The 14,916-nt window shown below is 51.8% G+C and carries 9 protein-coding genes and 1 other RNA gene; 3 read left to right on the top strand and 7 right to left on the bottom strand.

The features are described 5' to 3' along the window. Positions 1–154: 154 nt before the first annotated feature. The gene (gene grpE, locus AACQ84_RS13270; protein ID WP_041443654.1) at positions 155–1,030 is read right to left on the bottom strand and encodes a nucleotide exchange factor GrpE; all 876 of its coding nucleotides are present in this window, start codon (positions 1,028–1,030) and stop codon (positions 155–157) included. Positions 1,031–1,216: 186 nt separating this feature from the next. Between grpE and AACQ84_RS13265 the strand changes: the two genes are divergently transcribed. Beyond that, positions 1,217–2,017 (top strand): ABC transporter permease, encoded by an 801-nt coding sequence (locus AACQ84_RS13265; RefSeq protein WP_012308229.1) that lies wholly within the window; start codon positions 1,217–1,219, stop codon positions 2,015–2,017. A 35-nt stretch (positions 2,018–2,052) separates the two neighbouring features. Here AACQ84_RS13265 and glmU read toward each other — a convergent pair whose 3' ends face one another. Then, complete coding sequence (gene glmU, locus AACQ84_RS13260) at positions 2,053–3,402, bottom strand: bifunctional UDP-N-acetylglucosamine diphosphorylase/glucosamine-1-phosphate N-acetyltransferase GlmU (protein WP_012308228.1); 1,350 nt, start codon at positions 3,400–3,402, stop codon at positions 2,053–2,055. Positions 3,403–3,577: 175 nt separating this feature from the next. On the opposite strand from glmU, the gene AACQ84_RS13255 reads away from it, so the two are divergent. Continuing rightward, entirely contained in the window at positions 3,578–4,651 is a 1,074-nt protein-coding gene (locus AACQ84_RS13255) for a DUF3326 domain-containing protein (protein WP_041443653.1), read from the top strand. Positions 4,652–4,664: 13 nt separating this feature from the next. Beyond that, positions 4,665–5,246 (top strand): CPBP family intramembrane glutamic endopeptidase, encoded by a 582-nt coding sequence (locus tag AACQ84_RS13250; protein ID WP_012308226.1) that lies wholly within the window; start codon positions 4,665–4,667, stop codon positions 5,244–5,246. 39 nt (positions 5,247–5,285) lie between these two features. On the opposite strand, the gene ssrS is transcribed toward AACQ84_RS13250, so the two are convergent. The 5 genes from ssrS to sbcC all read right to left on the bottom strand — a co-directional run bounded on the left by ssrS (position 5,286) and on the right by sbcC (position 14,849). After that, a non-coding RNA gene (ssrS, locus tag AACQ84_RS13245) (6S RNA) lies at positions 5,286–5,468 on the bottom strand. A 36-nt stretch (positions 5,469–5,504) separates the two neighbouring features. Beyond that, a complete protein-coding gene (locus AACQ84_RS13240) occupies positions 5,505–6,071 on the bottom strand; it encodes a hypothetical protein (protein ID WP_041443652.1) in 567 nt (188 codons plus the stop codon). Positions 6,072–6,209: 138 nt separating this feature from the next. Then, positions 6,210–8,537 carry a nitrite/sulfite reductase gene (locus tag AACQ84_RS13235; protein WP_012308224.1) on the bottom strand — a complete coding sequence of 776 codons (2,328 nt, stop codon included), beginning with the start codon at positions 8,535–8,537 and terminating at the stop codon, positions 6,210–6,212. A 159-nt stretch (positions 8,538–8,696) separates the two neighbouring features. After that, positions 8,697–11,735, bottom strand: a complete 3,039-nt coding sequence (locus AACQ84_RS13230) for an efflux RND transporter permease subunit (RefSeq protein ID WP_012308223.1) — start codon at positions 11,733–11,735, stop codon at positions 8,697–8,699. Positions 11,736–11,801: 66 nt separating this feature from the next. Then, a complete protein-coding gene (sbcC, locus tag AACQ84_RS13225) occupies positions 11,802–14,849 on the bottom strand; it encodes an exonuclease subunit SbcC (RefSeq protein WP_234991381.1) in 3,048 nt (1,015 codons plus the stop codon). Between the last annotated feature and the right edge of the window lie 67 nt (positions 14,850–14,916).

Raw genomic sequence — 14,916 nt, 5'->3', positions numbered from 1 at the left:
TTTAATTTTTTCTTTATAAACAGGCTCTAAGGTTGCTTGGGCTGTACATTCTTCTGGAAATTCGATATGTAGTTGGCGGGGAGTGCTTATTAGGATGCGCATGGTGGATTTGTCATCTCACTAGGGCTTGGAGATTAGGATTCAATGACAAACCTTAGTTTTCTGTCCCTTTGGGTTCTTCCTGATGGATCACTTTCGCCCGATGCAAAAGGCGATCGCCTTGGCGGTAGCCCGCATTTTGAATTACCACCGCATCCCCTGGGCCGACATCACCGTGATTTTTTACTAATTGATGCTCTTGGGGGTCATAGTCCACAATTTCGCCGACGGTGCCAATGGGGGTCACATCCCAGCTCGCGAGGAGTTGCTCAAAGGGCTGCGTGAGGGCCACCAGAGTTCTAGCGGGGAACTGGGCATTGTCTTGGGCGGCCTTGGCAGCGGCAGACCATTGCAACAGCCAAGCTTCGAGGATATCCAGGGCTTCCTGTTGCCAGCGTTGCTCATTTTGCGCTTGTTGGCTGTCGAGTTGGGTTTCTAGGCGGGCATACTCGGCTTTGAGGGTTTCTTCCTGCTGGGCCTGGGCTTCGGCTTGGTCGGTTAACTGTTGTTGGAGGTGATCGATTTTGTCGGTATATTCCTGCTGCTGGACTTGGAGATGGTGTTGGAGCTGCTCGATTTCCTCGGCGTGGTTGATGGCCTGGGTTTCTAGTTGGGCGCGGAGGCGATCGCCTTCTGTCTGGAGTGCTTCGAGTTCGGCGGGGTCAATCCCAGTTGCTTGGGTTGTTTTGGGGGTAAATTCTAACGGCTGAATCCCTGTGGGCAGAAATAGAGCGAGAAATTCATCCACCGATTGATCGAAATATTGAGCCAATTTCACCACGGCTTCGACGGGGATGCTATGAATGAGCCCAGCTTGCAGTCGGTAAATTTGCCGCGCTGCGACCCGCGAATAGGCCGCCAGTTGAATGACATCGCTCACATTGGCTTGGGCCATGAGGGTTTGGAGTTGGGCAGCGTGGGGATGGCTCATGGGGAGGGGCAGTTTCGTCTGTAGGGATACTCTGGCATTCTCACCCATGGCTGAGAAGGGATGCAGCCTTTTTTATTAAATCGTTAAAAAATCACGATTTTGGGGTGTTTGTCGGGGCATTTTCGCTGCGGGATGAAAAAATCTTGATATGCTGTTTCCTTGATGCTTGTCCTGTTGAGAAAAGCGATGAATCTTAAGCGCATTTGGGCGATCGCCAGTAATTGTTTTCGAGAAGTGATCCGCGATCGCATTTTGTATTTTTTGGGATTTTACGGCCTGGTATTTGCCCTGGCGGTACGAATTTTACCCGATGTGTCGGCGACGGCAGGGGCGAAGATCGTCGTGGATTTTGGCCTGGGGATGATCGGTATCTTGAGTGTGCTGGTGGCTGTTTTTGTGGGCACGGGCTTGGTCAACAAAGAAATTGAAAAACGCACAATCCTGGTGCTGATCCCCAAACCGATTAGCCGCGCCGAACTGATCGTCGGGAAGCATCTGGGGCTGTCGGCGGTGGTGGCGGTGATGTTAGTTGCCATGGGAATTATTTACTTCGCACTCTTGGCTTGGTCACAAAGTATGATGCCGCTGCTGTGGCAAGGGTCAACGGTACCGCTGGGGCCAATCTCCCTTTCCCTCGGTTATTTATTTATTGAGCTAATGCTGATCATTGCCGTGGCGATCGCCTTTGGGGTATTCACCAGTTCTCTGTTGGCGACCTTGTTCTCCTTTGGGATTTACCTGATGGGCCACTTCAGCACCGATTTAGTGAAATTAGGGGAATTGAGCCAAAATGCCGGAGTTCAGTGGATCACCGAAAATCTCTATAAAGTTTTGCCGGATTTATCGCGTCTCAATTTCCGTAATGAGGTGGTTTATGGGGTGGTTCCCGATGGCCAAACTCTACTACTCAGTGCGATTTATGGCCTTGTCTACGTGATTTTGCTCCAGGCGATCGCCATCTTTATTTTCAGTCGACGGCAATTTTAATCAGGTTTGATTCCCCATTACGCCTGCTTCCCCGTTCAAGACTGTAAGCGCCACCCTTTAATCTCCTTCTGGCGAGCCCGGGCGACAACGAGGCAATCATTATCCACATCCTTGGTGATTGTTGAGCCTGCCGCAATGGTCACATCTTCGCCGATGGTGATGGGCGCAACCAGGACGCTATTGGCTCCGGTTTTACTGCGATCGCCAATCACTGTTTGATGCTTATTCACACCGTCATAGTTCGCTGTGATCGTCCCAGCGCCGATATTCACCTTTGCTCCTAGGGTGGCATCGCCGATATAGGAGAGGTGGGCCATGTTGGTATTGTTGCCGATGGTCGATTTTTTGACCTCCACGAAATTCCCGATCCGGCATTGCTCCCCAACCTTAGCCTGGCCGCGAATGTGCGTATAGGGGCCAATTTGGGCATTTTCTCCCACCTGGCTATCACTCACCACGCTGTAGAGAATTGTTGTATTGGCTTCAATGACGCTATTTTCAATCAAGCTGCCCGGCCCTAGGCGGCAACCAGTCTTGATCAAACTATTGCCCCGCAGATGGGTTTGGGGTTCGATCATCACATCTGGTTCGAGCTGCACGGTGTCGTCAATGGTAACTGTATCGGGCTGGTGGATCATGACCCCGGCCTTCATCCATTTTTCCTTGATGCGGTCTTGCAAAATTTCGTAGGCTGCCGAAAGCTGAAAACGGTCATTAATACCGCTAATTTCCTGGAAATCCGCCACATCCATCGCCATCACTTTATCGCAATGGAGAATAACGTCCGTGAGGTAATATTCCTGTTGATCGTTGTTGGTGGTTAATTTGGGTAGCGCCTCGGCCAACACCCCCCACTTGAAACAGTAGACACCCGCATTGATCCGATTATTCTTACGTTGGGCATCGTTGCAGTCGCGATGTTCGACGATTTGGGTGACTAGGTTGTCACCATCGCAAAACACACGACCATAACCCGTGGGATTTGGCAGTTGGGCCGTTAATAGAGTTGCGTCATTATTATTTTTCTGGTGGGTACTCACGAGATCTGCAATGGTTTCAGGGCGCAGGAGAGGCACATCGCCGTTGAGAATCACGACATCGCCCACAAAATCTTTGAGAGGTTCGAGGAGCTGTTGGACAGCGTGACCGGTGCCGAGTTGTTCCGTTTGTTCAACAAATTCTAGGTGAGGCAAATGGGCCAGGGCCATTTTTACCTCAGCCGCGCGGTAACCGACAATGGTGCAAATTCGTTCTGGTTTAATGAGAGCACAACTTTCAATCACCCGTTCCACGAGCGATCGCCCGCCGAGGGGATGAAGGACTTTTGGGAGATCCGACTTCATCCGTGTACCTTTGCCTGCTGCCAAAATTGCTACCGCTACCATTGCCTTTGCTGTGTTCGATTGACTGACATCGTTTCAGTGTGGAGTATATCGTATTGTTTGGGACTTCCGGCATCGGTGCCGGAGAAGATTCTTGTTTACACCCAAAAACTTGGGGGCTGAAGCGGTTACCGAATTAGTGCTAAATTTCTCAAACGTTCTTTTCCAGTGAATTTTTATGTTCCTCGCACCGACCCCAAGCCGCACTGTTCCCTACACCTCAATGCTGATCATCCCCACGGGGATCGGCGCGAAAATTGGTGGCTATGCGGGGGATGGGATTCCCATTGCACGGCTGATGGCCCAGGTGTGCGATCGCCTGATTACCCACCCCAACGTGTTAAACGGGGCGCAACTCTTTTGGCCAATGGCAAATACGTTCTATGTAGAAGGCTATGGCCTCGATCAATTCGCTGCGGGGAACTGGGGGTTACGACCCGTGCGACAAAATAAAGTGGGATTACTCCTCGATCAAGGCATTGAAGCAGAATTAAAAACCCGTCACATCCAGGGAGCCGAAGCTTGCCGCGCGACCTTAGGTTTGCCGATCACAGATTATGTTGTGACGGATGCGCCCTTGAATGTCACCCTCAAAGTTTCGGAAACGGGGGTCAGTTGGGGGACGATTGAAAATGTGGGCAGTTTGTTGCGGGCGGCGGAAAAACTAATTACCCAGGCCAAGGTGGAGGCGATCGCCGTTGTGGCTCGCTTTCCTGACGACGAAGATAGCGAATTGCTCGCCCAATATCGCCAGGGATCTGGGGTCGATGCCCTCGCGGGTGCTGAGGCAGTGATTTCCCACCTGCTCGTGAAAAAATTTCAGATTCCCTGCGCCCATGCCCCAGCTTTATCGCCTTTACCCATTGAACCGGAACTTTCCCCAAAAGCCGCTGCCGAAGAATTAGGCTACACTTTTTTGCCCTGTATCCTGGCCGGGTTGAGCTATGCGCCCCAATTTGTCACCACAGGCGATCGCCAAGCCGGAGAGATCTGGGCGGATCAGGTCGATAGCCTAGTGATCCCCGCCAGTGCCTGTGGCGGTAGTGCCGTTTTGAGCCTTGCCCAGACCCAAACATTGATCATTGCTGTAAACGAAAATGACACTGCATTAAGCATTTTTCCAGAATCCGTTGGGATTAAAGCCCGTCGGGTAGACTCATACTTGGAGGCAATTGGGATCATGGTCGCCCACCGTGCTGGATTAGATTTTTCGAGTCTGCGACCCACTGTGCCCCCCCTCAATGCAATCTAGATCAATATTTATTGTGAATCAATCCAACCAACCGCCCTTAGAACCGTTATCCCGCCAACAGGTGCTCCTTCTTATGGGGATCACAGCGCTGTTGCTGTTCATTGTGGGAAATCTCTGGCGGTTAATCGGCAATGTAGAACTTTTGGCCTGGGAATTTTCGGGACTGGCTCTTATCCAGGGGGTGGCGATCGCCTTGGGGATCATTGTCGCCAGCAGTCTCCTCTACGCCGTCTGGGCGGAATATCGTCGCAGTGTCGATACTTACCTTGAATTTGTCCTCAAACCCCTGGCCGTGCCCGATGCCATTTGGTTGGGACTGTTGCCGGGGCTAAGTGAAGAATTTCTGTTTCGGGGAATTATGCTACCGGGCCTGGGTTTGGGATGGGGCGCCCTCTGTTTATCGAGCTTGATTTTTGGGGTACTCCACATCAGCGGCGCCCAGCAATGGTCCTATGCCGTTTGGGCGACGGTAATTGGGTTTATTCTCGGTTACAGTGCGATCGCCACCGGAAATTTACTTGTGCCTGTGGTTGCCCATATCGTGACAAACTTCACCTCAAGCCTGATTTGGAAACTCCGCCACGAATCACCCTAGCCTTGGGCGGCAAAAATTGAGCAAAAAAAATACAGGACTTGCACCCGCCACGCCGTCTTACCTCAGCTTCTGACCTGGAAAATCCAGGGGGGAAGAACAGCTCTCAGCTTTCGTTTCCGAGTACAAGCTCGGTTTACTGCCGCGAGAACTTAATCGGCTTCCCAATTAGCTCAAGCATAGATCAACAAACAATATTGGTAGTCACCAACGCGGTAGGCTTGATCCTGTTAGAAGTCATCTTAAAGGATTTTTTTATCCTTATGCAACCGTACAAAGTTCGGCGATCGCCACCGGACTATCCACCTTGACAGAAAGGGTCAGACGCTCTTTGGGATTGTTTTGTACCCGCTCAATGGCGAAGGCTTTCCCACCATAGATTTGAGTTAAGGCAGCGCTGAGATCTGCTTTCACCGCCGCAAACCCTTCATCGGTATTTGGCCCGTTCAGGCGGTCATTGCTGATGTAGAGAAATTCATTGCCCTTGAGGGTAATCTCTGTTTCTTGTTCAAGCAAGCTCCCAAATTTAGCCGCCGACTGGACTAAATCGGCGATCGCCTCGGTGTGGGGTTGATTTTCCACGCTACTCCAGCGCCGCTGGGCATAAAGGCCATAGCCCCCTTGGTGCTCCATCATGTAGTTGATTTCGTAGGTGACGAGCATAATCCCTGGGCCATCGGGCACATGGCGGTAGTCCACCACATCAATTAAGGTGCCCCCAATTTTTTCATCCCGGATCCATCCCTGAAAAACGCCAATTAACGATGCCTCATCAAAACCAGCGGGCATTTGGGCCGGGAATTTTACACAAAAACGTTCAATATACACAAGCTTTTTACTTTTCAGTGACGACTTAGACAATAATTGCTTCGAGCAACATTAAAGCAGATCAAGGTGGACATAAATGGGGTGAGCAACTTTGCCCACCCTATTTTCTCTGAGGAACCTAACGCAGCATTGTGCCGCTTAGTTGATACCAAATCCTTGCTTCAGGAGCCATTGCTTAAAGCTCACTGGGCTGGTGATCCCTGCCTCGATCATCCGACCGTTACAAGCGTGGGCCGCTTCAATAAAGAGACGGGATTCTTCCACCAAGCGCTGGGACTGTTCAAGGCTGGCAGCTTTATCTTTATGCTTCAGGGCGGAGAAGAAGAACTGGGCAAATTTCCCCTTCGCAAAGGGATCAAAGAACAGTTCCGTATCGTAGAAATACTTGCGGAACTCGGCACTCACCACTTCTGGATCATCGCTAATATCGATGTTCTGGAATTTCAACAGGGCCTGAGCCGCACTAACCATGGCGGCGATCGCCTTATCCGCCGCCAGTTGAACATCGCCATTTTGCGGATTATCAAGCAGCACCGTTGCATCAAAGTGGAGGCTTTCTGCGTCAGCCATACTAAAGTCCGTGAGGGTGACCACTTCTCCGGCACATTCACCGACACCAATATCCCCAAGGGTAAATTCACGGGTATCCGCCCAGTCAGAATAGAACGAAGGATCTTCTTCATAGCTAGGCACTTCCGTGAAGGGCTGGAGTCGCTCCTTCATTTCCTTACGGCCAATGCGGTTGAAAAATTCTGTAAATTTCTCATTTTCCAGGCGTTCCTGCATGAACGTATCAATGAGAAATTCCACCACATCAGGAATGCGCTTCGAGGGCAAAACCCCCATGGATTTGCCGTAGGTAGAGGCATTATTTGCCCATTCCCCACCTAGTACCAGGTTAAAGTGGGGCACCCGTCGCCGTTGTACCTGACGACTAGAACCATAGAAACCAATTTCTGCCACCATGTGTTGGGAGCAGGAGTTGAAACAGCCGCTGATCTTGACGCGGATATCCTTGACTGCCTGGTCATACTGCCACCCCTTGAGGGCCATGCGACGACGCAATTCCCCAGCTAAACCGCGAGAACTACCGATCCCCAATTTGCAAGTATCTGTACCCGGGCAAGCGGTAATGTCAATGATCGAATGGGCACCACCACTATGGAGGTTAATCGCCTTGAGATCCGCATAGAGGGCGGGAAGATCTGCTTCATGTACCCAACGGATCAAGATATTCTGCTCAACGGTTGTCCTTACTGTGTCATTGGTATATTTGCGGACGATATCAGCCAGACCCCGGAATTGGGGCGAGGTGGCATCTCCTAGGGGCAAAGAAACCGCAACAGTATAGAAGCCTGTTTGCCGTTGGGGATAGAGGTTTGTGGTTTTCCACTTGGTGAATTCTTCGCCATGATCGAAGGTTTGATCCGCAGCAACAGGAGCGGGTTTACCTTTTTCTTCGTAGGCAGTGAGACGCTCAACCCAGGCTGTCCAACCGGGATCAGCTTCGAGGAGCGCCCGTTCTTCGGTAACCAGACGTTTAAATTCTTCGAGACCGAGCTTTTGGACGAGGAACTTAATCCGGGCTTTGTTGCGGTTTTTCTTTTCCCCAAGGCGGGCAAAGACGCGGAAGATGGCCTGGGAGAGGGGGAAAATTTCCTCAAGGGGCACAAAATCTTCAAAGAGTTTCGCCAGGAACGGTACAGAACCTAAGCCGCCACCGACATAAACTTTAAACCCTTTGACAATTTCACCATCAATTTCTTTGGTTTTAGCGATAAAGCCAAGGTCATGCATGGAAGTCAAACCACAGGGATGATCTTCACAACCAGAAAAGGCGATCTTTAATTTACGGCCAAAATCCTGGATATCCCGGTGACCGAGGAAAAAGTCCGTTAGTTCTTGGGCATGGCCTGTGACGTCAAAGACTTCGTCATGGCAAACACCAGCGAGGGGACAAGCGGTAACGTTGCGTACGGAGTTACCACAGGCTTCCCGTACCGTAATGCCCACTGCCGCTAAGCGACGGTGCATATCCGGGACATTATCGAGGGAAATGAAGTGAAGTTGGATGTCCTGACGGGTGGTGATGTGGAGAATGTTGTCGGAATATTCTTCGCAAATGTCAGCGAGAACATCCATTTGTTCGGCGGTCATCCCCCCATAGGGAATTTTGATCCGCTGCATGCCTGGGGCCTGCCATTTGGTATCGGGGCCTTTGGTGAGTTCTGTTTTGGGAAAAGGAATTGCTTTGGCTTTGACCCCATCATTCCGGAAGCCGTTATCGTAACGCTGACCGTAGGCGCCCCGACGAAGACGCAGTTCGGCAAACACTTTTTCGTCGAGTTTGTCCTGGCAGCGGAGGGCCATTTGGTTTTCAAAGGTGTCAATTTCTTCGGCCATCTGGGGCGGAATGCGATCGCCAAGGACCTCTTTCCAAGTTTTGGGAGTTGTCGTCGTGGTCATAGGGTGTTCTTCTTCTGTAGGAGCTAATTCGGATTGGCCTGGAATGGTTTAAGGGTCAGGCCCGCAATATCGATAAAAATTACTCGGATGTACTATGGTGACACAAAATTTCGGTGATCCGAGCAAGTCCGATAAAATCTGTAATTTTGTGGCAGGAAATCATAGGGGCGCAGATTGGGCATTTTGGAAGGGTTTAACGAGCCAGCGGACAAAGCGATAAATGTAGGTAAAGATCACAGGCACGACGATCAGGGTCAAAACGGTGGAGGTACTAAAGCCCCCAATCACGGCGATCGCCATCGGACTCCGGGTCGCACCGTCGGCTCCCAACTCTAAGGCAATGGGCAACATCCCGGCAATGGTCGAGAGAGATGTCATACAGATGGGCCGTAACCGGGAGACCCCAGCTTCGACGAGGGATTTTTTCAGGGTTTTACCTTCCCGTAGGCCGGAGAGGGTAAAGTCCACCAGTAAGATTGCGTTTTTTGTCACCAGACCCATCAACAACACAATGCCAATCAGGGCAAATAAACCCAGTTCCTTTTGGGTAATCATCAGCCCCAACAAAGCCCCCCCAATGGAGAGAGGCAAAGCGGTTAGAATCCCAAAGGGATAGAGGAAGTTGTTGTAAAGCAGCACCAGAATTGCATAGATGCACAGGACAGCCGCCCCCAACGCCGTGAGGAAACGGCTAAAAATATCGCGCATAATTTCTGCGTCGCCCGCGGGTTCAATGGTCACGCCAGAAGGTAGGGGGTTCATCACGGGCAAGGCATTCACGGCAGCAAAGGCATCCCCTAGGGATGTTCCCTCCAGGTTGGCCCCCACTTCCACTTGACGGAAGCGATTAAAGCGGTCAATCTGGGCCGAACCACTACCGAGCTTTAATTCAGCCACAGCAGCTAGGGGGACTAATTCACCGGTGTTACTCGGTACCTGGAGATTTTTCAGGGTTTCAATATTGCTGCGTTGGGCGGGATCGAGTTGAACGCGGATCGGGATTTGGCGATCGCTTAAATTGAACTTAGGCAAATTAAAATCATTGTCGCCAATTAACGCCAGGGAAGCGGTGCGGGAAATGGCCGCCACAGAAACACCAAGATCGGCGGCCCGTTGGGGATCAGGCTGAATAATCAGTTCGGGTTTAACCAAGCTTGCGCTCGACGAAATGTCCACTAGCCCCGGCACGCTGCCCATCTGTTGCTCTAGGGTCGTCGCTGTTTCTAATAGAAGCGGGGCATTTTCACTTTTGAGCACAATGGAGAGATCCTTAGAGTTGCCTGTCCCGCCCGTACTTTGGAAGGAGACCCTTGCCCCCGGAATCGTTTGGAAATCACGCCGTAGGGTTTGTTCAAATTCTGCCTGGGAAACCCGTTCCGCTTGGGGCACAAGATTGACGTAAATGGTGCCGCTGTTGACGTTGGTCGCCGTTGCCAAAACACTACTCACAGCGGGATTGGCCTGGAGGCGATCGCTCACTTCCGTCATCACTTGCTCGCTATCGGCCAGGGTGGCACCCGGGGGCAGATCAAAGGCGATCGTACTAATGCCCGTATCGCTACTGCTAAAAAGTCCTGTAGGAATGAAGGGGATCAGCTGGAGGCTACCGATAAAAAAGGCTAGGGCAACGAGAAGAGTCGTAAGACGGTGGCGCAGCGCCCAGCCGAGCAGATTCCGGTAAAAACCCGGTTGTTTCTGGCCATTAAAAGCCCCCAGTTTTGATTTTAATAGGTAGGCACTCAGCATCGGCGTCATAGTGGTGGCCACCAGGGTCGAGAACATCGTTGAGACGGCGACGGTGACCCCAAAGGGTTGGAAGAATTGTCCCGGCACGCCCCCCATAAAGGCCACGGGCAGAAATACAGCCACAATGGTTGCGGTGGTTGCCACTACGGCGAGGCCAATTTCCCTGGCGCCATCGATGGCAGCCTGGAAAGGTCTTTTGCCCATTTGCAGGTGTTGGTCGATATTTTCAATCATGCAGATCGCATCATCGACTAAGTTACCGATCGCCAGGGCCAAGGCGAGGAGGGTCATCCCGTTCAGGGTATAGTCGAGGGCCTGCATCACAAAGAACGTCGGCACAATGGAGAGGGGCAAGGCGGCGGCGGTAATTAAAGTGGCCCGCCAGTCCTTGAGGAAAAAGCCCACTGTAATCACCGTTAAAATACAGCCCGCCCACAGGGCCATAATGGTGCCGTCGTAGGAGGCTTGAATTTCTGTGGCGCGGGTAAAAATCAAATCGAAACGGAGATCCTCTGGGAGGGTGGTTTGCAACTCGGCGATCGCCTTTCGGATCCCTTGATCAACGCCGACAACGGTACTCCCCGGACTCCGGAGTACGGAGAATGCCACCACTGGTTCATTGTTGAGGGTCGCTGCCACCCTGGGTTCCCGGAAGCTATCTTCCACGCGGCCAAGGTTTTCTAAAGACACCAGATCTCCGTTGGGTAACGTGATCGGGTATTGCTGCAATTCTTGAATGCTCTCTGCACTACCAAGAGTCCGGACATTTTGCTCATTGCCCCCCAGTTCGAGGCGGCCCCCTGGACGGTTGAGATTAAATTGAGCAATCTGGTCATTAACTTGGGTTGCGGTGATCCCCAAGCTCTGTAACAAATCAGGATCAAGATCGACGCGAATCTCCCGGTCAACACCGCCCAGCCGTTGAATTTCGGCCACTCCTTCTACATTGGTGAGTTCTCGGCCAATGCGACGATCGATGAGATCACTGAGTTCTTCGACGGTACGCTCCCCAGAGGAGAGGGCATAGGTCATCACGGCTCCCCCAGCAAAATCAAGTTTTTGGACAATGGGATCGGTGATGTCCTGGGGTAGAGACGAGCGAATTTGGGCGATCGCATTGCGCACATCATTGGTCGCCTGGTCGGTGTCGGTGCCCAACTCGAAATTCACGACCGTCTGGGAATTGCCATCGGTCACGGTGGAGGTGATTTGATCAATATTGGCGAGGCTCGCAACGGAATCTTCGATTTTCTTGGTAATTTCCGTTTCAATCTCTTCTGGGGCGGCCCCTGGCTGGCTAACGCTCACGGTCACGGCAGAAATATCGATGTTTGGCGTATTATCAATGCCAAGATTCAAAAACGAATAGATCCCCACGATGGTCATAATCATGAAGGCTACGAGGGTCGGCACTGGATTTTTGATGGACCAAGCAGAGAGGTGAAAGGACATACCAGGGGCAACTGTTGCGATTTGTTACGGTTTCTATTCTAGGCACAGTTGTTGGAAATATGGGGGTTAGTTGTTGACCTGGAGTTGGGAGCCCTGCTGATCTTTGTAGACTTCGATGCGGCTTTGAAAGGCTTCCTTGAACTGGGGAATGTGGGTCACAGCGAGGATACAGGCAAAGTCAGCGGCGATCGCATTGATCGCCCCGATTAAGCGGTTACAGCCTTCGGTGTCCTGGGTGCCAAAGCCTTCATCGATGACCAGCATTTGCAAGGTGGTGCCCGAACGGTAGGCTAAGAGTTTTGCGAGAGCGAGGCGGATTGAAAAGTTGATCCGGAATGCTTCCCCCCCGGAATAGGTTTCGTAGGCGCGGGTGCCCCGGGCGTCGGCAATGACAATATCGAGGGTGTCGATCATCTGGGCGGCAGTTTTTTTGCTGCCTTTCTTGGCTTTTTGGGTGAGGAACTGGACATGGAATTGGTGCTCTGTGAGGCGACCAAGGATTTGGTTGGTTTCGGCCTCTAGTTGGGGCAGGGCATTTTCGATCATCAGGGCCTGAATCCCATTTTTACCGAAGGCTTGACCGAGTTCGTGGTGAATACGATATTGACGTCGCAGTTCCTTGAGTTCTGTTTTGCTGTTTTTCTGGGCGGTGGCGATCGCCTGGAGATTTTCTAAGGATTGTTGCCGTTGGCCGCGTTGGGTAATTGCTGTTTCTAGGGCTTGGCGACAGGTTTGCAATTGATTCTCTAGGTGGTTAATCTCCCCTTGATCAGCGTGAAGATGGTCTAAATTTTCCTGCAATTGCACAATTTGTTCTTCGAGTTGCGCCAGCTCCGTTTGGGCGACCGTTTGACGCTGGTTTAAATCCTGTAGTTGCGCTTCGAGGCTGGTTTGTTGCCGTTGGGCTTGGCCCAGTTCGAGGTAACGCTGTTGCCAAATTTGCCCCTGCTGGAGTGCTTGGCGGAGTTGTTGGTGGGCGTTACGGTCGTAGTTGAGAGCGTTTAACTGTTCCTGGAGCTGCGTGAGGTGGACTTGCCAGGGAGATGTTTGTCTATTTTGGTCGAGTTGATGGCGCTGGGTTTCAAGTGCTGCTTCTTGTTGGGGGAGTTCCCGTTGGAGGGTGTCCAGGCGTTGGCGCGCTTGGTTTAATTCCACCTCTTTGAGTTCTGCCCAACGGTATTCTTTTTCAGTTTCCCTGGCGATCGCCAATTGGGATTCATCATATTTCAGGGTCTCTAACTGGTGCTGCACTTCCGCCAATTCTGCCCGCAGATCCTCGGCGTAGGCCTCCAGGCGGAGGGCGCGTTCTAGGTTGAGTAATTCCTGTTCTACCTGTTTCAATTCCTTTTCGAGGGCTTGGTTCGTTTCAATGGCCTGCTCCAGGCGGATCATCTGCTGGTCATAGCTTTCATAGCGGCTCCGGACTTGGTCGAGGGCCGTCAGTTCCTGGTTGTAGTCGCGCAGCAGTTGATCGCAACGTTTAAGTTCATTTTGGAAGGTGAGAATTTCTGCTTCAGTGGCACTGTACTGGGCCTGGGTTTTGGCCATCACATTTTGGTGGTGGTCATGGTCGAGGTTTTGTTCGCAGAGGGGACAAGTCGCCCCCGGTTGTTGCAGCAGGGCAAGTTTTTGTTGGAGCTCCTGGAGTTGCGTTTGACAGTTGCGTTTAGCGTCCTGGAAGCGGACTTGTTGGGTTGAAACATCAAGGTGTTGTTGCTGAATCTGGTCTAGATGTTTTTTCTGGCGGTCTAGATCGGCCATGGTTTGATCGAGGCGTTGCAATTCCGCCCGCTGTTGGGGAATTTGGGCAATTTTTTCCGCGAGGTTTTGCTGTTGCTGTCGGGATGCGGCCAATTGTAACTTCAGTTTTTCGGCGGCCTGACTAATTTGGTTTTCTAGCTGCTGCCGTTGCTGGAGGAGGGGTTGGGCTTGGTGGTGGGCGGCTTCGAGGCGATTGATCTGGTTGCGGGTGCGCTTTAGTTGGTCTAGGACGGTGGTCAGGTCGGGGGCGATCGCCAAGGTTTCTTGGACTGCGGCTTGCTGCTGGGTGAGGGTCTGGATCTGTACTTCTAGCTGCTGAATCTGCCGTTGTCCCTCGTTTTCTTCGGTCTGGATAGTTTGCTGAATGGTTTGTTGTTCCTGCTGGAGGTCTTGGTATTGCTGGGATTTTTGGTTGAGCTGTTCTTCCTGCTGCTGGAGGGTCTGCCAACGTTGGTATTCGGCTTCGATGGTGTCGGTCTGGTGTAGGATCGCTGTATTTTGCGCTAAATCCTGTTGGAGTTGTTGGGCCTGGGTGCTGAGGCGCGTCAGGTCTTGGTGGCGGCGCTGGTACTGTTGCTGGGACGTATCGACTTGGTTTTTTAGGAATTGCCGTTGTTGGGCGATCGCCTGGATTTTTTGGAGCTGATCCTGGAGTTGGTTTTCCCGTTGCTTGCCTTCGCTAATGGTCTGTTCGATGGCGGCGAGTTCTGCTTCTAGCTGGGGTTTTGCCCGGAGTTGTTCAGTTTGAGGCGCGAGGCTTTCTTCGAGAAGATCGGCCTTGAGTTTAAAAGATCTTGCTTTGTCCTTGGCAAGTTGGGCGAGGCTTTCGTAACGGTCAAGCTTGAGGAGATCACTCAAAATCTTTTTGCGGTCTGCGGGCTTGGCCACCATAAATTCATCGGCGTGGCCCTGACGTAGATAGGCGGAATTGATAAACGTGTCGTAGTCTAGCTTGATCTCTTGGTCGATGAGCTCTTGGGTTTCCCGAATCCCCTTACCCGTAATTGCGGTAAAGTCCCCCGTCGGCGATCGCACTTGGAATTGTAAAGTCGCCCCTCGCCCCCGCGATCGCATTCGAATGATTCGATAAACCTGTTGGTGACAAAGTAGCTCAAAATCAACCCGTACATCCATTTCACCCATGTGGATCACGTCATCGGCACTGCTGGTGCGACTTTTGCCCCAGATCACCCAAGTCACCGCTTCTAACAAGGATGATTTCCCAGCTCCATTTGGCCCACAAATACAGGCCGTGTGAAAGCCCGTGAAATCTAGAACAGCATCACGGTAACTGAGGAAATTTTTCAGAGTAAGCTTTAGGGGCGTCATGGGCAGACTGTCGGCAACAAACACTAATCCCCATCATATCCCCGTTGTTTCGTCCCCCAACCCCAAAGAATTTTACAGATCTATTACCTCG

The sequence above is a fragment of the Picosynechococcus sp. PCC 7002 genome, assembly GCF_963860125.1.
Lineage (GTDB): Bacteria > Cyanobacteriota > Cyanobacteriia > Cyanobacteriales > MRBY01 > MRBY01.
The sequence above is the reverse complement of the archived record's forward strand: the minus strand, read 5'-3'. Positions and strand labels throughout refer to the sequence as shown.

Coding starts and splice junctions, on each gene's coding strand:
- grpE (WP_041443654.1), bottom strand. CDS start 1,030: ATGAGCCATCCCCACGCTGCCCAACTCCAAACCCTCATGGCCCAAGCC.
- AACQ84_RS13265 (WP_012308229.1), top strand. CDS start 1,217: ATGAATCTTAAGCGCATTTGGGCGATCGCCAGTAATTGTTTTCGAGAA.
- glmU (WP_012308228.1), bottom strand. CDS start 3,402: ATGGTAGCGGTAGCAATTTTGGCAGCAGGCAAAGGTACACGGATGAAG.
- AACQ84_RS13255 (WP_041443653.1), top strand. CDS start 3,578: ATGTTCCTCGCACCGACCCCAAGCCGCACTGTTCCCTACACCTCAATG.
- AACQ84_RS13235 (WP_012308224.1), bottom strand. CDS start 8,537: ATGACCACGACGACAACTCCCAAAACTTGGAAAGAGGTCCTTGGCGAT.
- AACQ84_RS13230 (WP_012308223.1), bottom strand. CDS start 11,735: ATGTCCTTTCACCTCTCTGCTTGGTCCATCAAAAATCCAGTGCCGACC.